Raw genomic sequence first — 23,068 nt, 5'->3', positions numbered from 1 at the left:
AATAAGTGGTTTTAAACTTACACAAAGCTATTGATATTGTTTTTTATAAAAACTAATATTGGTCATACTTTAAACTGTTTATTTGATTTTTTGACATAAAAAGTTAATATCTGTTTGAAAATACTTATCAGTGCGTATAGTGTTGTTGGTAAGAAAAATCTAACTTAGCTTTCCGGCTGATTTAAATATTAAAACCATTTGATATCAATTCTTTAACAAAAATTAAAATAAAAAAATGGATAAAGTAATTAGTTTATTAAGAGATTTTTTCAATACATTAAGTCAAAATGACATATTGAATTTTGTATTCTTAATATTAGCAATATTAAGTATTTTAATTTCAATTATTTTGTATGTTAAAAGTAAAAAAGAGAAGGAGCCTGTTTATCTATTGAGATCTTTTAATCTTTTTAAAGGTAACAAGAAATCACTTAAAGACCTGTCAATTGATTATAAAGGGGAAAAAGTTGAGAAATTGACTATAACAAATGTTTCTTTTTGGAATAAGGGAAAAATGACAATTAATAAAAATGATATCGTTGAAAAAGACAGATTAAGAATTAATTTTCCAAAAGAAATTAAAATATTGGGGGCTGATATTGTATTTGAAAAAAATTCAATTAATGGTTTTACTACTTATGTTGAGAATGAAACTAACTCTGTATTTTTTGATTTTGACTACATAGACAAAAATCAAGGAATGAAGTTTCGTATTTACCATGATGGATTACCCAGCGATGAAATATCAATAGAAGGTTCAATAAAAGGTGTTAATAAAATTAAGAATGGAGAACATACCTCAGAATTTTATGCTGATAAATTATTTGATAATACCATTGGTCTACCAAGAAAAATTATGAATAATACAGTATGGAAATTATATGTTATTCTATTCATTCCTATTGTAATAGTTATATTTTTTATAGGTTCTATATCTTCTGGATTAAGAAATATCTTCAATCGAATACCATCTGAATTTGTACCTAAATTTGACTCAATAAATGAAAATTGAAAAAACTTTTGCTAACAATGTATATACAAAATTGGAGAGATAGTAATAAACACAAAGGTTTTAGCCCGCTTCAAAATTGTAACGGTTTGATTAGTTTAAAGTCCGCAATCGTCTACTTTGCATATACTCACCTATAAACGAAACTCCAAAATTCAATTCCTATACTTCCCCTTTTACTGCCTTCTTACATCACACGTCATTACGAGGAATGAGGAACGAATGACGTCGTAATCTCACTGTTTGTAAAGTTCATAGATACTGATTAAACGATAAATAGATTGCTTCGCTACGCTCGCAATGACGTCTACTTCATATACTTCCCTTTTTTGCTGCCTTCGTACATCACGTATTTTACCAAACGGGCTTCCAATTTGGCATTGTATAAGTGTATTTTTCTGGAAGGGCGTAATCCCACATGTTTTAAGGCATCCAGGTTACTGGTAATAAACCAGGCATCGGTGTCCGGATAGTTTTGCTTCAGTGTATCGCCAATGCTTTTATAAAAACTTTCCATATCCAAATTCAAGCGCTCGCCATACGGTGGGTTAAACACCATGTGCAATTTCCCCTCACCGCCTTTTTGGGTCTTGAAAAAGTCTTCGTGCTTAATCTCTATAAAATCATCAAGCTGGGCATTCTTCACGTTTTCCTTGGCTTTGGCAACCGCACTAGGTGCTTTGTCATACCCAATAATTTTATAATGGAAATCGCGGGTTTTACCCAGTAAGGATTCCTCAATTTTTTCAAACAGGTCCACATCCCAATCCTGCCAACGCTCAAAGGCAAATTCCTTGCGCATCAGGTTTGGCGGAATGTTACAGGCTATCATAGCCGCCTCAATAGGAATGGTGCCGCTACCGCACATGGGATCCATAAAATCACTTTGGCCATCCCAACCGGATAGCATGATGAGCCCAGCAGCCAACACTTCATTTATGGGCGCAATATTGGTGGCTGTTTTATAACCGCGCTTGTGCAGGGAATCGCCTGAGGAATCCAAAGACACGGTGCATTGCTTTCTATCTATATGAATGTTCACTTTTAAATCAGGGAACTTTAAATCCACATTGGGGCGTTCGCCGGTTTGCTCCCTAAAACGGTCCACAATGGCATCTTTTGTCTTTTGTGCAATGTAGAGGGAGTTAGTAAATAAATCGGAATGAATAGTGGCATCAATGGCCAAGGTTCCTGTAGGTTTCAGGTAATCTTCCCAAGGCATCTCATGGATTTTGTTATACAAGTCCTGTTCGCCATTGACCCTAAAGCTAGCAATGGGTTTCAGGATTTTTATAGCGGTGCGCAATCCCAGGTTGGCTTTGTACATAAAGCCTTTATCGCCAACAAAACTAACGCTGCGAACGCCTGTTTTAACGTCTTGTGCCCCAAGTTGGGTAAGTTCTTTTGCTAATAAATCTTCAAAGCCAAAGAGGGTTTTGGCCAACATGTTAAAATTATTCTCCATTATTTATCCTAAATAGATTACAAAAATAACTTAATTTTGCGGCAATCTAAATGTTTATTTGCTTTTAGGTTAAGGGTTGCAGCGGCATCCTTTAAAAAAACAAAAACGTCATTGCGAAGCAAATTTTATTTGCTGTGGCAATCTACTAATCAATTATAGGGATTACCACGTCGTTTCACTCCTCGTAATGACGAGTGCGTTTTTTTAAAGATATAGCGGAAAACCTGACCGCGCCTTGGTGCGGGAACCCCATAATATGTAATATGACAACAGAGCATACAAAATGGTTTTCATCGTGGTTTGATACACCATTTTACCACATACTTTACAAGGACCGGGATGATACCGAAGCGCATGCCTTTATGGATACGCTTACGGAATACCTGAACATTCCTGAAGGTGGTACTATTTTGGACCTGGCCTGTGGTAAAGGACGGCATTCGGTGTACTTGAATACCTTGGGATATGATGTGACCGGTGCGGATTTGTCTGGTAACAGTATTGCATTTGCCAAACAGTTTGAAAATGAGAGCTTGCATTTTAAGGTGCATGATATGTGCAAACCGTTTAACCAAAAATTTGATGCGGTTTTTAACCTGTTTACCAGCTTTGGGTATTTTGATGAGGATATTGACAACCTAAAGACCATTAAATCTATTAAAAAAGAACTCAATGCAACAGGGTTTGCGGTGATTGATTTTATGAACTCCAACTTTGTGATTGATAACCTAGTACCCGAAGAGATGAAAGTGGTTGATGGCATTACCTTTTTTTTAAGGCGTTATGTGCGTGACGGTTATATTGTAAAGGATATTGAGTTTGACCATGATGGTAACAGCTTCGCATTTCAAGAACGCGTGAGAGCATTTTCATTGCAGGATTTTGAGTTGTTGTTTGAAAAAGCTGGTGTATATTTACTGGATGTATTTGGTGATTATAAATTGAATAAATTTAAACCTGAAACGTCTGAGCGTTTGGTCATGATTTTTAAATAATCTGCTATGTTAAATTTAATACTTCCGGTTGTTAGTGTGCTTTTAGGATTTTTGATTGTGGTGGTATTAAAACCTTCGCAGCGCAAAAATCTCAAGTTGCTGTTGGCCTTTAGTGGGGCTTTTTTACTGTCCATTACCGTTTTTGACTTTTTGCCTGAAGTGTACCAAAACAATGATAAATCCATTGGGTTGTTTATCATGGTGGGAATTTTGCTCCAGATTATTTTGGAGTTTTTCTCAAAAGGTGCCGAACACGGGCATGTGCATTTAAATAAGGAAAGCAACCTATTTCCTTGGTTGTTGTTTGTCAGTTTAAGTATCCATTCCATTTTGGAAGGGATTCCCATTGAGGCGCACCATAATTTGATTTATGGTATTATTGTGCACAAACTACCGGTTGCCATTATTTTATCGACATTCTTTTTAGCTTCAAAATTAAGTAAAATCAAGATTGCTTTTTTCTTGGTATTATTTGCCATTATGACCCCGATTGGCGTGTTGCTTTCTGAAAATTTTGATATGGTTCAGGTTTATTATTATCAAATATCGGCAGTGGTCATTGGTATCTTTTTGCATATTTCAACCACGATTTTGTTTGAAAGCAATGAGAACCACAAATTTAATTTAACCAAACTGATAACCATTATGGCGGCTGTTGCCATTGCTTACTTTATGTAATGTTCAGTAAAGAAGAATCACGACAATTACGACACGCGTTTTGGACCAGTTTTGGAAAGTCGTTTCCAAGAAAATGGATTTTATACGATACCAAAATAAAAGGATTTAGCTTTAAATTCCATTTTGATACCAAGTCGGCTTTGGTGGCTTTAGATTTAGAAGACGATTTAGAGAACCGCATAACCTATTGGGAAAAACTGCAATCGTTGCAATCCATTTTAAAAGCAGATTATTTACCAGATGCCATTTTTGAGGAGACTTATATTTTGGACAATGAAAAAGAAATTTCCAGAATTTATGTGCCTTTAGAACAAAAAGTATCCATTCACAACAAGAACTCGTGGCGTGAGGTAATGGAATTTTTTAATCAAAAAATGGGATTGTTTGAATCGTTTTTTGAGGATTACAAGGATATTTTGGTGGATTGATTATAGTCGTTTCTCCATTTTATAATCATCCATGATAAAGCCATTTCCAATATCGGTTACCGCAGATTTGATGTTTTCAAACCCTAAGGCTTCATAAGCCGCGATGGAATTGGCATTATTTTTATTGACATAAAGCTTGATGGCCTTACAATCCATTTTAATGGCTTTTTCCTCTACAAATGCCATGGCTGCCTTCCCTATTTTTTTGCCCCGATATTGTTTTGAAATATAAAACTTACTAACAAACAATTTTTTCTTTTGCTTTTGAATAGCTATGTAGCCCACAAAATGATTGTTGTAATAAATCATGAAATACTCAAACCCGTTGGCATATTGGGTATACATAATATCTGATGATTGAAAATTTTCAATCATATACTCCACCTGTTCAATACCAATAATGGGCGTGTAATATTCTCGCCATATTGTATCGGCCAATTTAGCTATTTGGCCAAACTGTTCCTTGGTATCAGCTGGTATAAATTCAATCATAAATTTTTAAATCCAGTTTGGGTTATTAAATAATATACAAGAATATCATAAAAAAATGACAAATAGCTCCTGCTAGCACAAATAAATGCCAAATAACATGATTATACGGTATGCGGTGAACCACATAAAAAACAATTCCCAAAGTGTACGCCATGCCACCCGCAAACAGCCACAAAATTCCATTACCAATAGCATTGGAAAGATTTGAAAAATCAAAAATAATCAACCAGCCCATAACCAAATACAACAAGGTGGAAAATACCTCAAACCGGCCCGTAAAAAATAATTTGAGCACAACACCAAAAGCAGCTATGCCCCAAACCACCCAAAACAGAGTCCACCCCAAACTATGGTTTAAAGTTATAAGCAAGACCGGTGTGTAAGTACCGGCTATTAACAGGTAAATACTAATGTGGTCAACAATCCTAAAATAATGTTTTTTGTTTTCGTCTTTAACAGCATGATACAAGGTAGATGCCGAAAACAATATAATAATGGATAGCCCATAGACAATGACACTAAAACGGCTCCAGGGTGTTTTGTGGGAATCAAATATAATGAGCAGTAGTAAAGCAATAATCCCCAAGACAGCACCTAACGCATGTGTTATGGCATTTAGTTTTTCCTCAAAAGGTGATTGTAGTTTCATGAAGAACTATTAGGGCTTTTTTTTATGTAACCATTTTTCGGTCAATTCATAAAAATCAAATTTTATGGCAGGTTCCTGACGTTCCAGCGCACCACTCAAAAAGTTACGTTGCAAGATATCCTCAATCAAATAATCTTCCTTAACATGTTCTGGATCAAAACCTTGCTTTAAAGACAGATCAAACATACTGGCAGTTGTATTGTACCAAAACGCTGTCCAGCCACTTTTAAGTTCTTTTACCAAATCAAAAGTGGTTTCACCTGTTTGTCTATGAATCAATTTGATTAATATCTGACCTTCAGTACGCGTAAATTTTTTAAGTTTTTCAGAAAACTCACCTTCAATATATTTTTGAATAAGCTTGGTATATTGTCGCTTTTCTCTTTTGGTTTTAAGTTTGTCCAAACGGGCATTTAAGGAATCCAAACGGTCTGCAGCCATTTTGGCATACGGATAAACTTTAATGGTTTTACGCCGTAAAATCAAATACCGCATTCTATCCTCAGGACTGTCAAACTTTAATTTATTGAGTACATAAACCTCATCAAGGTCTATGGTTTCCCTTGGAATAGAATCGCCTTCAACAATATAATAATCATACTCGGTTGAATCTTTCTCAACGGTATTATTCTCTTGCGAAAACATTACCAACGGAAACAACAAAATTATGTAGGGCAAATAATTCATTGTAAAAATTGTGGCGTCATTAATAATCAAAATTAATAATTTACAGGCTTTAACGCCTTAAATTTTTGATAATTATTTACAATACCAAGAAAGATTATTTTACAATTCACGCCGGTTATCATCAGATTTGGTATCGATCAATTTATTGTAAGGGTCAACGCCTACTTCCGATGGTTTTTCATCAACAATAATGGTCACTTTATTATTGATGGCCATAATTTTATATTTCTTTAAATACAATTCTTTGTCCTTCATTTTTCCATCAACCTCTTCTTTGGCAAACACACCAATATCAATATAATCGTTTAAAGGAACTGACAATTCAGGTTTTTTCATGCTCTCTGTTTGGTAACTCAACGTGTCCCCAACTTTCAATCCATAATATTTCCTGCCTTTTTCATTGTTGCGATACTTGCTTACATTAAACTCAATATCCACTTGATATGTGCCGTTATCCAACTCTTTAGACGTTACGTCAACGATTCTATTGGAATACAGAGTAATGGTTTCAAACATGTCATGAATAACATATTGTAGGCTATCAGGCGTTGCTTGACTAATAAAATTCACCATGTCTACCGATGTGGTATAGGGCGGGTCTTGAAACTTAACTTTTTGAACGTAGCGTTTTAAGGCATTGTTTAATGTATCCTCGCCAATGTAATCGCTTAGGGCATAAAACACCAATGATCCTTTTTGGTAACGAATATATCCTTGGCCATCATTGTACATCAATGGCTTTTCCCGTTTCTTTTCAAACGTTCTTTGGGTCAAATAATCGTCAAGTGCTTTCTTTAAAAACTTCCGCATTTTGGTCTTTCCCTGTTGATGTTCCAAAACTTTTAGGGATACATATTCAGATAAGCTTTCAGACAACATGGTCGCCCCCAAAACATCAGCACCAATCACTTGATGTGCCCACCATTGATGTGCTACTTCATGCACGGTAATGGCAAACGGATAATCAACGCCTCCTTCGTCGGAATCATCCACATCGGCTATAAAACCAACACCTTCAGAATACGGAATGGTATTGGGGAACGATTGCGCAAAACTACCACCCGTTCTGGGGAATTCAATAATACGCAATTGTTTATGTTGATACGGACTGAAATTTTTTGAATTATAATCCAATGACGCTTTCATACCAGCTATCATTCTATCCAAATTAAATTCATGGCCTTTATGATAATATATTTCCAGATTTACATCATGCCATTTGTCTTTTTTGACTTGATAACGTGCGGAGTTGAAGGCGTAAAAATTCAAGATTTTACTATCCATTTTATAGTGAAAATAACGCCTGTTGTCTTTAGTCCATTCTTTTTGCAAATATCCTGGCGCAATGGCTATCTGGTCTGGTGACGTGCTAACGGTAGCTTCAAAATCAATCCAATCGGCATCTTTTGAAATATAGGTGTTACCTAAGGCTGTGGAATCGGTTGGCATGGGTTTTAAATCGTTTTCCGGAAGGCCGTATTTTTTCCTAACCTCATCATCTTGCAATTCACTTTCACTGTTGTAACCTAGAGATGGAAACATTTGAAAATTATTGATAAACGTGCCATTTTCCAAAACCGGCGAATTTTTACGATACCATGTATTGGGTTTGTTGTGAACCTTAAAATGCAATTGCAATGAATCGCCAGGTTGTAAGGCTTCTTGTAATTTGTAAATATCAAAATGATACACACTGTCTTTTGAAACCAATGTATTGGGTTTACTAAACTCAAACGTACTTGGATAATCGTTATAGTTTAACAACAAGCTATCAATGGGCACATCAGACTTGTTAACCATAACATACGTTCCGCTGGCATCAAAATTGAGCTTTTTGGGAAATATATTTACATTACAATTGACTGCAACAATTCTGGGCTGAATGGCATGTTCATATTTTTTATAGGTTTTCTCCCAATTAACAGCCCGTAATTCTTGGTCTTTTGATGACACATATTCATTTAAAACATTATTTTGATAGTAGATGGCTGAACCCAAGGTAATAAACGCAACCAAACACACGATACTGGCAACTAATACAAAGCCTTTAAATCGTGATTTTGCAATAAGCATGCGCTCTTTAAAGGAATTTGGCAAGCCTCTAACCCAAAACAAAGCCGTAACGCATAAAAACAGAAGACCATTACATAGCCAGTAAAGCTTGTGCACAAAATATGGCAAAAATGTGGAGCCGTAACCATTCATATCTGAATACTGAAACCCGGGAGCTTGGTTATATTTAAAGATAGATTGCTCTATTCCTGCAAATGATAAAAACGGAATACCTATGGAAATAACCAACAACACAAACAGTCCCAAATACGGATTTCCAATAAGGGTTTGAATCATCAATGACAGCAAGGCCCAAATAACGAATCCAATAAAATTAAGCACGTACAATTCATACAAATAATGGCCTATTTCAAAGTGATAATACCCATGATATATTTGAATGGCCATACCACCAATCATAATAACCAGCAATAATAACGCCTGCATTTTTAACAGGGCAATTAATTTGGAAAGCAACAAAGTCCAATTTGGAATAGGCGTTACATCAACCAAATGGTTCATGTTGTCCAGTTTGCCACGGTGTACCAACATACCCGCATATAAAAACGTAAGGATATTGATAAACAATGCAAAGCTGTTGCCTGGAATCAAGAGCATTTGCCAGGTTACGGGATAGGTCTTGGTACCGAAAAGTTCTCCTAAAGCCGTAGATGAAATCAATATAAATATCAATCCTACCAATACAATGCTAATAAACGGCCAGCTCTTGATGATATACTTGAAATCAATGTTTGATAATTTCCATGTGGTTTTTAAATTCTGAACAAAAGAAAAATCAAAATCAACTTTGGATAAATGTATTCTGGTAATACCGCCAAAATTGCTCTTGGTAGAACGTTCTGCTTTTTGTCTTTTAAAAGAAAATGATACTGCCTGCTGGCTAAACGTAAAAAACCGATACACCAATCCAAAAACCAAAGACGCCACGCCCAGCCAAATCAGCCGGTTATAGATGACAACACCTTTTAAGGGAAGCACCAGTTCATTCTGTTCAGCAACCGTCCAATACCGGGTGTAATAGTTAGCGGCTTCACTACCAAAAGGGTCTAACAATGCTGAAATAAATCGGTTCTCAGGGTCAGATAATAAATTGGACAGAATGCCTTGAATGAGCATTAACAACACAACCACGATAAACCCAGCTGCTATGTTTCGTGAAAAAGCCACCACTGCAAATACAATGGCTCCAAACAATAAGATGTTAGGAATAATATATACAAAATAAGCTTGTAAATACGCTTGCAACACAAATGGCCCAACTAAATCCTGATTGGTTCCCGGCAATCTAAAACCCACATACATACCTAAACCTATAACCAATACAATCAGGGTCACTACGGTAATACCCGATATAAATTTGGCAAACAAATAATTAGCTTTTGAAAAGGGATAGGAATACAAAATGGTGTGCATTTCACTCTTAAAGTCCCGATATATGGAAACTCCAATGATGGATGGAAACAAAAAGAAAATAAAGGTGGCCATTCCATTAAACAACCCATTAATTCCGATAGGAGAATTGACCACTTTAGAAGAACCGGTTGTGACTGTTAAAAAATCAAAAATACCCGCTGAACTAGCCGACAAAAACAATGATAGCAATAAAAAAATTGCCATGTAGATATAAAAGGCTGGTTTTTTAAACCAATATTTTAACTCGTGAATGTATATAGTTGAAAACATGAATGTGATTTTAAGTTAGAAACACTTGCAATGATTAAGCTAGAACGGGTTCTTCTTTTAAAGCAATAAAATACACGTCATCTAATTGCGGGGTAGCTTCCTTAAAATCGTCTGCAGGTTGTTCCATAGCATGAACACGAATATTCAACGTATTGTCTTGATTGTAATTTGAAGACAGCACCTTATAGCTTGCTTCCATGTTTTCCAGTTCATCACGTTCAATGATTTTGGTCCAGATTTGCCCCTTTATTTCATCGGTAGCTTTGGAAGGTGTGGTATGCTTTAAAATTTGTCCGCCGTTCAAAATGGCCATTTCATTACACAACTCTTTAACGTCGTCCACAATATGGGTTGAAAAAATAACGGTACAGTTTGTTCCAACTTCACGCAAGACATTTAAAAAACGGTTTCTCTCAGCGGGATCCAAACCCGCTGTTGGTTCATCAACAATAATCAACTTTGGATTGTTCAACAGCAATTGGGCAATCCCAAAACGTTGTTTCATTCCACCGGAATAACCAGCAACCTCTTTTTTTCTGACATCATACAAATTGGTGATTTCCAACACTTCCTTGACCAACTTTTGTCTGTCGCTCTTAGATTTAACACCTTTAAGTGTCGCAAAATAATCCAATAAGGCTTCAGCAGACATTTTAGGATACACGCCAAACGATTGCGGTAAATATCCCAACACTTTTCGCAGGGCCATTTTATCTTCCAATACGTCAATATCTCCAAAGGTTATGGTTCCGGAATCAGGGCTTTGCAAAGTAGCAATGGTTCGCATTAAGGTTGATTTACCAGCACCGTTAGGGCCTAACAAGCCAAACATACCTGTCCCTATTTCCAGATTTAAATTATCAATGGCCTTAACGCCGTTTTTGTAAGTTTTGGTTAATCCTTTAATGATAAGCTTCATAACTTCGATTTTTATTATTATTTTGATTGGTTAATTAGTGTGAAAATAGGCAATTTTGTTACAAAAAATTTTTCTATGGCTAAAAACTAAATAAATCCTATTATTTTTACAAAAATTAAGATTTAATTTTATGTCTTGCACTTGATTTTTCCAGAACTTAGCAAATAAAGGAATTCACTTAAAATTTACGTTAACACATATATCAAATGGCAAAAAAATCAATATTAAATAAAAAATCAATGGCTTTTTTAGAAGCCTATTTAAACAATGCAGCGCCAACAGGTTATGAATGGACCGGACAAAAATTGTGGATGGAATATTTAAAACCTTATGTGGATGAGTTTATAACTGACACCTACGGAACCGCGGTTGGGGTCATAAATCCTAAAGCTAAATATAAAGTGGTTATTGAAGGGCATGCTGATGAAATTTCTTGGTATGTCAATTATATTTCAGATAATGGATTGATTTACGTCATCAGAAATGGCGGCAGTGACCATCAAATTGCACCCAGTAAAGTTGTGAATATCCATACTAAAAATGGTATTGTTAAAGGTGTATTTGGCTGGCCAGCCATTCACACTAGGGATAAAAGCAAAGAAGAAGCCCCAAAACCAGATAATATAACTATAGATGTTGGGGCAAAAGACAAAGCGGAAGTTGAAAAAATGGGTGTTCATGTGGGCTGCGTCATTACGTATCCTGATGCGTTCCATATTTTAAATGGTGACAAATTTGTATGCCGTGCCTTGGACAATCGTATGGGAGGCTTTATGATTGCCGAAGTAGCCCGCTTACTTCATGAAAACAAAAAAACCTTACCATTTGGGTTGTATATCACCAATTCCGTACAAGAAGAAATTGGACTACGTGGTGCCGAAATGATTACCAATACCATTAAGCCAAATGTAGCTATTGTGACGGATGTTACTCATGACACCACAACGCCTATGATTGAACGAAAAAAAGAGGGTCATTTAGAAATTGGTTTAGGTCCGGTAGTAGCTTACGCGCCTGCCGTACAACAAAAATTGCGTGACTTAATAACCGATACAGCCGAAGCCAACAAGATACCTTTCCAACGCTCAGCATTGTCCAGAGCTACTGGTACTGACACTGATGCGTTTGCTTACAGCAATGGTGGTGTAGCCTCTGCCCTTATTTCATTACCATTGCGCTATATGCACACTACCGTGGAAATGGTTCATAAAGATGATGTTGAAAATGTCATTAAATTGATTTATGAAACGCTTTTAAACATTAAAGAAGGCGAAACATTTAGTTACTTTAAATAAAAGTATCAAATCCCTGACACACATCAGGGATTTGTTTTTTCTGCTTATACTATGGAAGATGAATATATAGATATTGTCACCAAAGATGGACAGCCTACAGGTAAAAAGACCTTGAAATCTGAAATTCACACAAAAGGTTATTACCATAATACGGCACATGTTTGGTTGTATACTAAAGATGAACAGATTTTATTGGCACAGCGTTCTGCTTCAAAGTCCATTTGTCCGTTGCTTTGGGATGTCTCCGTGGCAGGACATATAGATGCTGGTGAATCCTTTGTTCATGCCGCCTTGCGGGAAATGCAAGAAGAAATTGGCTTAAAACTCAATGCTAATGATTTACAGAAAATAGGTGTTTTTGAATGCTTTCAATCCTATCCAAATGGTATTCAAGATAACGAGTTCCATCATACGTTTATAGCGGAATTAAAGGTTTCCCTTGAAGAGTTAACACCGCAACAAGAAGAAGTAGAATCTTTAAAACTGGTTTCCTTTAAAACATTTAAAGATTTATTGGGCTCTATTGGACAGAACAATCACTTTGTGGCAAGTAATAAAGCATATTATGAGTTTGTACTTAAAAGCATTATGAAAGCTGTTGAATAATACTTGTTGCTATGAATTTAATCCTCTTTGCCATTGTGCCTGTTGTTACAATCATCCTCTACATTTATATCAAAGACAAATATGAGAAAGAGCCCAAACGGTTGTTGTTTTTCAATTGTTTACTCGGTGCTATCGTCAGTATTATTATCACGACTCTCATATACTTTGTTTTTAACATCATCTTACCGCTTCCTGATAAATTCAGCATCATTCAGCAGTTTATAAAAGCCTTTTTTGTGGTTGGTGTTACTGAGGAATTCAGTAAATACATTATCGTTCGATATTATGCCCAACCCAACCCTGCATTTAATGAGCCTTTTGATGGCATTGTATATGCCGTCATGGTGTCTATGGGATTTGCAGCCACAGAAAACATATCGTATGTTCTTGATGGTGGTTACCAAACCGCTTTAATAAGAGCCTTTACAGCAGTTCCAGCCCATGCAACCTTTGCCATTTTAATGGGTTATTATATGGGTAAAGCTAAATTTTCAAAAAACAGAATAGGACTGAATTTAACAGGCTTGCTGTTGGCAATCATATTTCACGGTTCCTATGATTTTTTCTTGTTCATTGATTTTGTTCCAGGTATTTGGATTGGGGCTTTTATATCGCTATTGGTTGGTATATTTCTATCTCGCAGAGCCATTAAAAAACATCAAGACGGAAGCCAGTTTAAAGCTTTTTAATAAAACCCTTTTGGTTTTCTAACCTAATGCAACCATTGCTTTTGATTGTAATTAACTATGTCAGTTGTATTATAATCTTTATATTTAGGTCAATAAAACTTTCATTTTTATGAATTTTAAAATTACCGTCAATTCTGAAGCGGAATTTGATATATCTTCAGAAGACTTGTCAAAATTAAATTGCATCAAGACTTCAGAAACAGGTTATCATATCCTTCATGAGAACAAGTCCTTTCAAGCGGAAATCATCAGTTCAAATTTTAACAAAAAAACGTACCAAGTAAACATTAATATCAACGCTTACAATGTAACCATTCATAATGAATTGGATATATTGATAGAAAAAATGGGCTTTGCGTTAAGTTCTGCCAAACATATTGATTCCATCAAAGCACCAATGCCCGGATTGATTTTGGACATTAGTGTTTCTATCGGACAGACTGTCAATGAAGATGATACGTTACTGATTCTGGAAGCTATGAAAATGGAAAACGCATTAACGTCGCCAAGACAAGGTATTATTAAATCCATTTCCGTAAAAAAAGGGGACGCCGTTGATAAAGGCGCTCTGTTAATTGAATTTGAGTAACACAACCAGAGCAGATGAAAAAAATATTAGTTGCCAATCGTGGTGAAATAGCCATACGAGTTATGAAAACAGCCCAGAAAATGGGTATTAAAACCGTTGCAATCTATTCAACAATTGACAGACATGCACCACACGTGAAATTTGCAAATGAAGCTGTTTGCATTGGAGAGGCACCTTCCAATCAATCGTATTTAAGAGGTGACAAAATTATTGAAGTTGCCAAACAACTGCAAGTTGATGCCATCCATCCAGGTTATGGTTTTTTAAGTGAAAATGTGGCGTTTGCTGAATTGTGTGAAGAAAACAATATCATATTTATAGGCCCACGGTCTAAAGCCATAAAAATCATGGGAAGCAAACTGGCCGCCAAAGAAGCTGTTAAACAATACAATATCCCAATGGTTCCTGGTATTGATGAAGCCGTTACGGATATTCAAAAAGCAAAATCTGTTGCCAAAGAAATCGGGTTTCCCATATTAATAAAAGCTTCAGCAGGTGGTGGTGGAAAGGGCATGCGTATTGTTGAAAAAGAAAGCGAATTGGAATCACAAATGCAGCGAGCCATCAGTGAAGCAAAATCGGCTTTTGGGGATGGCTCCGTATTCATTGAAAAATATGTAACCTCACCAAGACATATTGAAATCCAAATTATGGCGGACAGCCATGGCAATATCTTGCATTTTTTTGAACGTGAATGTAGTATCCAACGGCGCCATCAAAAGGTTGTGGAAGAAGCGCCGTCTTCCGTTTTAACACCAGAATTACGAGCAAAAATGGGAGAAGCTGCTATCATGGTGGCCAAATCTTGTGATTATTTGGGGGCTGGCACCGTTGAGTTTCTTTTGGATGCAGACCATAACTTCTATTTCCTGGAAATGAATACTAGATTACAGGTAGAACATCCTGTTTCAGAATTAATTGCTGATGTTGATTTAGTGGAACTTCAAATACGAGTGGCAAGAGGCGAAGTATTAACCATCAAACAAGACGATTTAAACATTCACGGACATGCCCTGGAATTACGGGTATATGCAGAAGACCCTCTAAACGATTTTTTACCAAGCGTTGGGCATCTGGATGTGTATAAACTACCATCGGGTAAAGGCATTAGAGTAGATAATGGTTTTGAGGAAGGTATGGATATTCCCATTTATTATGATCCCATGCTGGCTAAACTGATCACTTACGGAAAAACCCGTGAAGAAGCCATTCAACTCATGATTGAAGCTATTGACAACTATAAAATTGAAGGTGTAAAAACAACCTTACCATTTGGAAAATACGTTTTTGAACACGACGCTTTTCGTTCAGGTAACTTTGATACGCATTTTGTAAAGAAGCATTATGCTCCTGAAGTTTTAAAACAGCAATCTGAAATGGAAGCAAAAATCGCTGCTTTGATAGCCCTTAAACGCTACATGGATGATAAAAAATTAGTGCGTTTACCAAACTCATAATCAAACCCTATTAAAAATTATAGATGGACTCCAAAGACGATAAAATCAAGGAATTAAACAAACGCATAGCTTCAGCCCATTTGGGAGGCGGACAAAAGCGCATTGATAAACAACATGCTAAGAAAAAGCTAACAGCAAGAGAACGCGTTGACTATTTGCTGGATGAAGGCTCTTTTGAAGAAATTGGCATATTGGTTACCCACAGAACAACCGATTTTGGCATGCAAGACGAGATTTATTTTGGGGATGGTGTCATTACTGGTTACGGCACAGTCAATGGAAGATTGGTGTATGTTTATGCTCAGGATTTTACTGTTTTTGGTGGCGCCCTATCCGAAACCCATGCCGAAAAAATCTGTAAAATCATGGATTTGGCTGTAAAGGTTGGTGCTCCCGTTATTGGATTAAATGACTCTGGTGGTGCCAGGATTCAAGAAGGTGTGCGTTCTCTCGGTGGCTACGCCGATATCTTTTACAGAAATGTTCAGGCATCTGGCGTGATTCCTCAAATTTCCGCTATTATGGGACCTTGTGCTGGTGGTGCTGTGTATTCACCTGCCATGACCGATTTTACCCTAATGGTGGAAAACACAAGTTATATGTTTGTAACTGGCCCAAATGTTGTTAAAACAGTAACCAATGAAACTGTGACTTCCGAAGAATTGGGAGGCGCCTTTACCCATGCTTCAAAATCTGGTGTAGCGCATAAAACATCCGCTAATGACATTTTATGTTTAGAAGATATTAAAACCCTGTTGGGATATCTGCCTCAAAACAATACTGAAACTACAAAGAAACTTGATTTTAAACTTGGTGATGAAGTCAGAGATATATTATCAGATATTGTTCCAGATAATGCCAACAAGCCTTATGATATGCACGAGGTCATCAAAGGGATTATTGACACCGATTCCTTTTATGAAATCCATAAGGATTATGCAGAAAATATTATTGTGGGGTTTGCCAGAATTACAGGAAGAAGTATTGGTGTTATTGCCAATCAACCCATGTTTTTGGCCGGTGTTTTAGACGTGAACAGTTCTAAAAAAGCAGCGCGCTTTACCCGTTTTTGCGATTGTTTTAATATTCCGTTATTGGTTTTGGTTGATGTCCCCGGATTTTTACCCGGAACCGATCAAGAATGGAACGGTATTATTGTACATGGTGCCAAATTATTGTATGCCTTAAGTGAGGCCACAGTGCCTAGGGTAACCGTTATTACCCGAAAAGCCTACGGTGGTGCGTATGATGTGATGAACTCCAAGCATATTGGTGCCGATTTGAATTTTGCGTGGCCTACGGCTGAAATTGCTGTTATGGGAGCTAAAGGTGCCAGCGAGATTATTTTTAAAAATGACATAGCCGCTGCTGAAAACCCAGAGGAAAAATTGGCTGAAAAAGAAGCGGAATATGCCGATAAATTCACCAATCCCTATAGAGCAGCCAGACGCGGTTTTATTGACGAAGTGATTTTACCCAAAGACACGAGGCGCAAACTCATCAAAGCGTTTGCTATGCTTGAAGACAAAAACGTTGACAAACCAAAACGAAAACACGGCAATATACCGCTTTAATTGAGTTTTACTATTTGAGCATTGTACATAAACGAGTCTTGCCAACGCTCAAAACGGGCATCAAACGCATCAGAAAAAACCAGATACTGGCATTTCCCAATACTTTCGGGTGTTCTGGTAACTTCCGCAAAGTTATTGTTCCTGAACAAAAATTCGGCATCTTCAACAATACACATTTGCAGCTTGTTTAGATTGATACCGTTTAAATAGAATATCTTGTTCAAACGTTTAGGCGTGGCAATAACAATATCAGTCCCTAAATAGAGTTCTTCGCGTTGCAGTTCAATATTGTGTTCATCATACGCACAGTAAATCCGTAAATCGGTCCCACGTGCAAAGTTATTAAACAACGCCGCTAAATCTAAAGCCGTTTGTTTATCCTTTACAAAAATCAAGGCGCGTGGTGCATCTTCAAAAGCCGCCTTTAATTTATTGATAACACTTATCACAATACTTGTGGTTTTTCCGGAGCCTTCGGGAGCTATCACAAATAAACTGCCACCTCCTTTAATTTTGGAAAGAATGGCTTTTTGAAGTTGGTTGGGTTCTTTGATACCGTGCTGCTCTAAGTTATCTTTAAGCGGCTCTATAATCTTTTTAAATAACATATCGTGTTTATCTGAAAACAAAGATAACCTTTTAAAAACCCCTTCCTGTAAATTTATTAAAACAAAAAGGCGTCCATTTCTGAACGCCTTTTTGTTATTAGTCACTCTAAATTAAAATACCAAATCTGACACTAAATCAAACTCGTCATAAATGGCTTTATCTTTCAGTCCGTCAAAGAAACTGGTAGAACCGTAACGTACATCGTATTTTGTTCTGTCAATTTTTAAAGACGCTGTTGCTTTACTTCCATATATAGACATGTTAAATGTAATTGGATTTGTCTTTCCTTTGATGGTCAAATCACCGGTTACTTCATACGAATTTTTTCCTGTAGCTTTCACATTGGTAAACACCAAACTTGCTGTTGGATAAGTTTCAACACCAAAGAAATCATCAGATTTTAAATGTCCTTCCAGTTTTCCTTTGTATTCGCCTTCTAAATCGGTGCTTACAAGAGATGTCATATCAATTACAAACTCCCCTCCCACTAACTTATCTTCACTAAATGTCAATGAACCTGATTGGATTTCAATGGTTCCTTCATGTGATCCGGTTACTTTATAGCCTTTCCAAATAACTTTACTGTCTTCTGTTTTGATGTCTTTTTTTTCTTTTTCAACTGCTGTAAACGAAAACGCGGAAAATGCTATTAGCGCTAATGTTGTGTTCTTTAAGTTTTTCATAATATTATTTTTTTGCTTATTTAATATGCTTAGTAATGTTTTTAATTATTACAATACAAAGTTCTTGAACATATCGCTCAATTAAAATAAAGTAGTTTATTAAATGATGTTAATCTAGATTAACATCTGCTACTCTAAGGCAAGTTGACTCTTTATTTTACTAAGGAATTCTTTGGTGATGCCAAGGTATGAGGCTATCATATATTGAGGAATGCGTTGGTCAATTTTGGGGTATTGATTTCGAAAATAAATATATTGTTCTTTTGCTGAAAGACTAAAACTTCTAACAATTCGCTTTTGTGAAGCTATAAGTCCACGTTCTGTGACTTGTCTAAAAAAACGTTCTAATTTTGGGATTTCACTATACAATTCTTCAATAACATCATAAGAAAACATAGCTAACTCTGTACTCTCTAAACATTGAATGTTGAAATCGGCTGGTGTCTGGTTTATAAAACTCCCAATATCTGAAGACCACCAATCCTCAATGGAAAACATCACAATGTGTTCTTGTCCTTGAGGATCCATATAAAATGTTTTTGTGCACCCAGATAATACAAAACATGAATATTTGCATATATCTCCCTGTTGAACGATATATTGCCCTTTTAGATACTTTCTGCAAATCACCTTAGACACCAAAAAATCTTTTTCTTCTTCTGTCAAAGTGACATAATCATTCATGTATTTTAAAAGTGGTTCTATATTCATATTATGCAAATGTGACTACTTTATCGCAACAAATCTAGTGATAATTATGTTTTATTAAATTTAGCAAAAAACGTTTTAACTAACCCACTTTATAAATAACGTTCCTTAATAATATCCATATGACATCTTTCATGCCCAATGGCAATAAAAGCGGCAGCACGAGCCGTCATGGTATTGCCACTAGCAGTTCCCTTGAATTTTAAATCCTCTTCATCTAAACTATTCAGCAACACGATGAAGCATTTTCTAACGGATTGATACTCTGCTATCAATATGTCCATGGATTTACTATTGGCTTTTGACGGTTCAATATATCCATTTTGCTCAAATCCTGCTAAAGCGGTTTGGTCATGTCTTGCTATCCTAAAACAACGATACATAAACACCCGTTCTGTATCGATAATGTGCTGAAACACTTCTTTAATGGTCCATTTATCGTCTGCATATTTGTAATGCTGCTTTTCTGAAGGGATGCTTTTAAAAAAGTTTATAATGGTTTTTGAACCTTCTTCAAAACAATCCATTAATGATGTGTTCTTTGGGATTTTACTAACATATCCGCTATAAAACGAGGCAAATTCTGTGGGTTTTAAATCTTCTATAGTCATAGTTTAAATTTTAGCTTGATAGGTATATAAATCGTAATATCGCCCTTGCTTGGCAATCAATTCGTCGTGGTTACCGCGTTCCACGATACGGCCAGCCTCAATCACCAAAATCTGGTCCGCTTTTCTGATGGTGCTCAGTCTGTGTGCTATCACGATGGTTGTCCTGTCTTTAATCAACTCGGTTAAACTCTTTTGGATAAGAACCTCGCTTTCTGTGTCCAAACTTGAGGTTGCTTCATCTAAAATAATGATTTTAGGATTAGCCAAGATGGCTCTGGCTATAGCCAAACGTTGACGCTGTCCACCTGATAATTTAACACCGCGCTCGCCTATTAACGTGTCCAATCCGTCATCAAAACGATCGGTGAACTCATTTACGTATGCAGCTTTTACTGCATTTTGCAAATCTTCTTCTGAAGCATTGGGACGTGGAAACATGATGTTTTCCCTAATGGTACCTTCAAACAAAAACTCATCTTGTAAAACCACTCCCAAATATTTTCTATAACTGCTCAATTTTACTTTTGCTAAATCTTGATTGTCAATGGTCACCATTCCTGATTTTGGATTTAAAAACGTGGCTGACAATCCTGCAATGGTTGATTTACCGGAACCCGAGCTGCCCACTAAGGCAGTAACGGAACCTGAGGGCGCCTTAAAACTAATGTTGTGTAAAACATCCTTCCCAGCTTCGTAAGCAAATGATACATCATGAAATTCAATGGTTCCGGTTATATTTTGTAACTGAATGGTTCGTGCTTCGTTATCTTCTTCCGCCGTCATGTTCATGAGCTCTTCGGTTCGGTCCAAGCCCGCTAATGCTTCGGTTAATTGGCTTCCTATATTGCTCATTTGAACTATGGGCGCTATCATAAAACCAAGCAACAAAGTAAATGACAAGAAATCACCAACGGTTAGATCGCCTGTCATGATTTTATAACCACCAATCCCCATAATACCTGTAGAGGCTATTCCCAACAAAAATGTGGATGAACTGGTCATGAATGCTGTTGCCGTTAAGCTTTTCTTGACATTTTGAAACAATCTATCAACGCCTTTTTCAAAGGTTTTGTTCTCTTGTTCTTCGGCATTAAATGCCTTAATGACACGAACTCCTGCCAAGGTTTCTGTAAGGCGTCCTGTTACTTCGGCATTTATTTTTCCTCGAAGTCTAAATATTGGGCGAATATACCCAAAGGCTTTAAGCGCTATAAATCCAAAAATGGCGACTGGAACCAACACAAACAAAGTCATTGATGGACTAATGCGAATCAATAACACCAATGAAATTACAGCGGTAATGGTACCGCCTACCATTTGTACCAAACCGGTTCCAATAAGATTTCTTACGCCTTCTACGTCTGTCATGATTCTGGAAACTAATGCTCCGGATTTGGTGTTGTCAAAAAAACTAATAGGTAACGACAGTACTTTTTTTTGTACTTGAGCTCTCAGTTCACTAATTAAGTATTGCGCTTGAACACTTAGAATTCTTGTCAACAAAAAAGAAGTTGTTGCTTGAATTAAAATAGCGATACCAACGATGAGCAATAAATTATATAATTGATCATAATCTTTATTGGGAATAACGTCGTCTAACAAGGCTTTACTTTTCCAAGGGAGCACTAAACTGGACAATCGGCTTAAAACAATTAAAATCAAACCAATAAAAACCAAATTCCGTCTTGGCCAAATAATGGTTTTAAAGGCCTGGGCCATGGTTGTTTTAGGTTTTGCTTTATTTTTTTTGTCTGCTAAATGTTGCATGTAATGACTTTAATTTTTAAAAATTTTAAGTGTAAAAATAGCCATTCTTTCTATGAGTATTAGCAGAGACTATTGAATTACTTGAAAATTATCCTAGATGTCATAAAAAAACCACTCGAAATCAGAGTGGTTTTTTCTAGGACCAAATTAAATTGTTAGGTTCGCTTTGCCTTTTTAGCAAGTTTAGCTGCTTTCTTTTCCTTTGGACTTAAAACAGCTTCCTTCTTTACGTTTTTCTTAGCGTCGTGCGATTTTGCCATGATATATTGAGTTAGTTATTAATCTTATGCTTTAAGGACAATTCTAAATCTAGCTTTTCCTTTTTCAAGATGTTCCATAGCTTTATTAACGTCTTCCATTTTAAACTCTTCTACTGTTGGATAAATGTTATGTCTTACACAAAACTCCAACATTTTTCTAGTTAAGGCAATACTTCCTAATGGACTTCCACCAACAGATTTCTCACCCATTATCATACTGAATGCAGGAATTGCCATGGGCTCCAAAACAGCACCCACGGTGTGCAATTTACCTTGTGGCGCTAAAGTAGTCAAAAAGGAATTCCAGTCTAAGCTTACATTGGTTGTATTTAAAATAAAGTTTAACGTACCAGCTATACCCTCTAGCGCTTCTGGATTGGTTGAATCTACTACTTGATGGGCTCCCATTTTTAAAATGTCATCTTTTTTCTTAGGATTTGAACTAAAGGCCGTGACCTCACAACCCCATGCCTTTAAAAATTTGATAGCCATGTGCCCAAGACCACCTACACCTATCACACCAACCTTATCTGTTGGTTGCACACCAGATAAAACAATTGGGTTAAAAACGGTAATTCCACCACAAAACAACGGACCTGCTTTGGATATGTCAAGTCCTTTTGGCAATGGCGTTACCCAAGACCAGTGTCCTCTAACGGCATCAGCGAAACCGCCGTGGCGACCAACAATGGTCCCTTCGGCACTGCTACACAAATGTTGTTTTCCATCCATACATTGGTTACAGTGCATACACGAAGCCGAGTACCAACCCATACCAACTTTGTCTCCAATCTTCAATCCTTTTACCTCCCTACCTAAAGCTATGACCTCACCCACGATTTCATGTCCTGGCACCAATGGATATTGTGTCATGCCCCATTCGTTGTTCATCATACTTAGATCGGAATGGCACACACCACAATAATGCACTTTAATATCTACTTCTTCATTACCAATATCTGGCAATTCATATTGAAATTTTTCTAATTTCCCCCCAGCTTCTTTAGCTGCATAAGCATTTATTTTTCTCATCTTGATTGGTTTTATTTCAGTCATTTAAGGTATGAAAAAACACCAAATTTTAAGTAGACAAGGCGTTAAAATTATTTTAAATTTTAATAGACTAATTTCTTACTTTTATC

General features: G+C 36.5%; 22 protein-coding genes. 10 read left to right on the top strand and 12 right to left on the bottom strand.

Annotated features, from left to right (window positions below; all coding sequences use genetic code 11):
* The first annotated feature begins 235 nt into the window (after positions 1–235).
* Positions 236–1,012, top strand: coding sequence for a hypothetical protein (locus IEW94_RS14430; protein WP_188654346.1), 777 nt, complete (start codon positions 236–238; stop codon positions 1,010–1,012).
* A 304-nt stretch (positions 1,013–1,316) separates the two neighbouring features.
* Here the strand turns inward: IEW94_RS14430 and IEW94_RS14425 are convergent, their stop codons facing one another.
* Positions 1,317–2,474, bottom strand: coding sequence for a THUMP domain-containing class I SAM-dependent RNA methyltransferase (locus tag IEW94_RS14425; RefSeq protein ID WP_188654344.1), 1,158 nt, complete (start codon positions 2,472–2,474; stop codon positions 1,317–1,319).
* A gap of 263 nt (positions 2,475–2,737) precedes the next feature.
* Between IEW94_RS14425 and IEW94_RS14420 the strand changes: the two genes are divergently transcribed.
* Genes IEW94_RS14420 through IEW94_RS14410 form a run of 3 tightly spaced genes read left to right on the top strand, consistent with a single transcriptional unit; the run spans position 2,738 to position 4,575 of the window.
* Positions 2,738–3,469: a class I SAM-dependent methyltransferase gene (locus tag IEW94_RS14420; RefSeq protein WP_188654342.1), complete on the top strand. Its 732-nt coding sequence runs from the start codon at positions 2,738–2,740 to the stop codon at positions 3,467–3,469.
* 6 nt (positions 3,470–3,475) lie between these two features.
* Positions 3,476–4,147 (top strand): ZIP family metal transporter, encoded by a 672-nt coding sequence (locus tag IEW94_RS14415; protein WP_188654340.1) that lies wholly within the window; start codon positions 3,476–3,478, stop codon positions 4,145–4,147.
* On the top strand, positions 4,147–4,575 hold the full coding sequence (locus IEW94_RS14410) for a DUF4268 domain-containing protein (RefSeq protein ID WP_188654338.1): 429 nt from the start codon (positions 4,147–4,149) through the stop codon (positions 4,573–4,575). Before IEW94_RS14415 ends, IEW94_RS14410 begins: the two co-directional genes overlap by 1 nt.
* On the opposite strand, the gene IEW94_RS14405 is transcribed toward IEW94_RS14410, so the two are convergent.
* The 5 genes from IEW94_RS14405 to IEW94_RS14385 all read right to left on the bottom strand — a co-directional run bounded on the left by IEW94_RS14405 (position 4,576) and on the right by IEW94_RS14385 (position 11,078).
* Positions 4,576–5,067, bottom strand: a complete 492-nt coding sequence (locus IEW94_RS14405; RefSeq protein ID WP_188654336.1) for a GNAT family N-acetyltransferase — start codon at positions 5,065–5,067, stop codon at positions 4,576–4,578.
* A gap of 25 nt (positions 5,068–5,092) precedes the next feature.
* Complete coding sequence (gene trhA / locus IEW94_RS14400; protein WP_188654334.1) at positions 5,093–5,716, bottom strand: PAQR family membrane homeostasis protein TrhA; 624 nt, start codon at positions 5,714–5,716, stop codon at positions 5,093–5,095.
* Between the two features lie 9 nt (positions 5,717–5,725).
* Positions 5,726–6,403: a DUF4294 domain-containing protein gene (locus IEW94_RS14395; RefSeq protein ID WP_188654327.1), complete on the bottom strand. Its 678-nt coding sequence runs from the start codon at positions 6,401–6,403 to the stop codon at positions 5,726–5,728.
* 99 nt (positions 6,404–6,502) lie between these two features.
* A complete protein-coding gene (locus IEW94_RS14390) occupies positions 6,503–10,159 on the bottom strand; it encodes an ABC transporter permease/M1 family aminopeptidase (RefSeq protein WP_188654325.1) in 3,657 nt (1,218 codons plus the stop codon).
* Between the two features lie 34 nt (positions 10,160–10,193).
* Positions 10,194–11,078 (bottom strand): ABC transporter ATP-binding protein, encoded by an 885-nt coding sequence (locus tag IEW94_RS14385; protein WP_188654323.1) that lies wholly within the window; start codon positions 11,076–11,078, stop codon positions 10,194–10,196.
* A gap of 206 nt (positions 11,079–11,284) precedes the next feature.
* On the opposite strand from IEW94_RS14385, the gene IEW94_RS14380 reads away from it, so the two are divergent.
* From IEW94_RS14380 to IEW94_RS14355, 6 genes are all read left to right on the top strand, one after another.
* The gene (locus IEW94_RS14380; RefSeq protein ID WP_188654321.1) at positions 11,285–12,373 is read left to right on the top strand and encodes a M42 family metallopeptidase; all 1,089 of its coding nucleotides are present in this window, start codon (positions 11,285–11,287) and stop codon (positions 12,371–12,373) included.
* A gap of 51 nt (positions 12,374–12,424) precedes the next feature.
* Positions 12,425–12,979, top strand: a complete 555-nt coding sequence (locus IEW94_RS14375; RefSeq protein WP_188654319.1) for an NUDIX hydrolase — start codon at positions 12,425–12,427, stop codon at positions 12,977–12,979.
* An 11-nt stretch (positions 12,980–12,990) separates the two neighbouring features.
* Positions 12,991–13,668: a PrsW family intramembrane metalloprotease gene (locus tag IEW94_RS14370; protein WP_188654317.1), complete on the top strand. Its 678-nt coding sequence runs from the start codon at positions 12,991–12,993 to the stop codon at positions 13,666–13,668.
* A gap of 109 nt (positions 13,669–13,777) precedes the next feature.
* Positions 13,778–14,257: an acyl-CoA carboxylase biotin carboxyl carrier protein subunit gene (locus IEW94_RS14365; protein ID WP_188654315.1), complete on the top strand. Its 480-nt coding sequence runs from the start codon at positions 13,778–13,780 to the stop codon at positions 14,255–14,257.
* A 14-nt stretch (positions 14,258–14,271) separates the two neighbouring features.
* The gene (accC, locus tag IEW94_RS14360; protein ID WP_188654314.1) at positions 14,272–15,714 is read left to right on the top strand and encodes an acetyl-CoA carboxylase biotin carboxylase subunit; all 1,443 of its coding nucleotides are present in this window, start codon (positions 14,272–14,274) and stop codon (positions 15,712–15,714) included.
* A 23-nt stretch (positions 15,715–15,737) separates the two neighbouring features.
* Positions 15,738–17,288 carry an acyl-CoA carboxylase subunit beta gene (locus IEW94_RS14355; protein ID WP_188654312.1) on the top strand — a complete coding sequence of 517 codons (1,551 nt, stop codon included), beginning with the start codon at positions 15,738–15,740 and terminating at the stop codon, positions 17,286–17,288.
* Here the strand turns inward: IEW94_RS14355 and IEW94_RS14350 are convergent.
* The 6 genes from IEW94_RS14350 to ahr form a co-directional block, all read right to left on the bottom strand.
* Positions 17,285–17,917 carry a DEAD/DEAH box helicase gene (locus tag IEW94_RS14350; protein WP_308423701.1) on the bottom strand — a complete coding sequence of 211 codons (633 nt, stop codon included), beginning with the start codon at positions 17,915–17,917 and terminating at the stop codon, positions 17,285–17,287. The two genes, IEW94_RS14355 and IEW94_RS14350, sit on opposite strands and share 4 nt — an antisense overlap.
* Before the next feature lie 90 nt (positions 17,918–18,007).
* A complete protein-coding gene (locus IEW94_RS14345) occupies positions 18,008–18,580 on the bottom strand; it encodes a YceI family protein (protein ID WP_188654310.1) in 573 nt (190 codons plus the stop codon).
* Between the two features lie 129 nt (positions 18,581–18,709).
* On the bottom strand, positions 18,710–19,291 hold the full coding sequence (locus tag IEW94_RS14340) for a Crp/Fnr family transcriptional regulator (RefSeq protein ID WP_188654308.1): 582 nt from the start codon (positions 19,289–19,291) through the stop codon (positions 18,710–18,712).
* 89 nt (positions 19,292–19,380) lie between these two features.
* A complete protein-coding gene (locus IEW94_RS14335) occupies positions 19,381–19,899 on the bottom strand; it encodes a DinB family protein (protein ID WP_188654306.1) in 519 nt (172 codons plus the stop codon).
* Positions 19,900–19,902: 3 nt separating this feature from the next.
* Positions 19,903–21,666: an ABC transporter ATP-binding protein gene (locus tag IEW94_RS14330; RefSeq protein ID WP_188654304.1), complete on the bottom strand. Its 1,764-nt coding sequence runs from the start codon at positions 21,664–21,666 to the stop codon at positions 19,903–19,905.
* 284 nt (positions 21,667–21,950) lie between these two features.
* A complete protein-coding gene (gene ahr, locus IEW94_RS14325) occupies positions 21,951–22,958 on the bottom strand; it encodes an NADPH-dependent aldehyde reductase Ahr (RefSeq protein ID WP_188654302.1) in 1,008 nt (335 codons plus the stop codon).
* Positions 22,959–23,068: the final 110 nt, after the last annotated feature.

Source organism: Yeosuana aromativorans, assembly GCF_014646655.1.
GTDB lineage: Bacteria > Bacteroidota > Bacteroidia > Flavobacteriales > Flavobacteriaceae > Yeosuana > Yeosuana aromativorans.
This window is presented reverse-complemented; position numbering and strand designations above follow the sequence as displayed.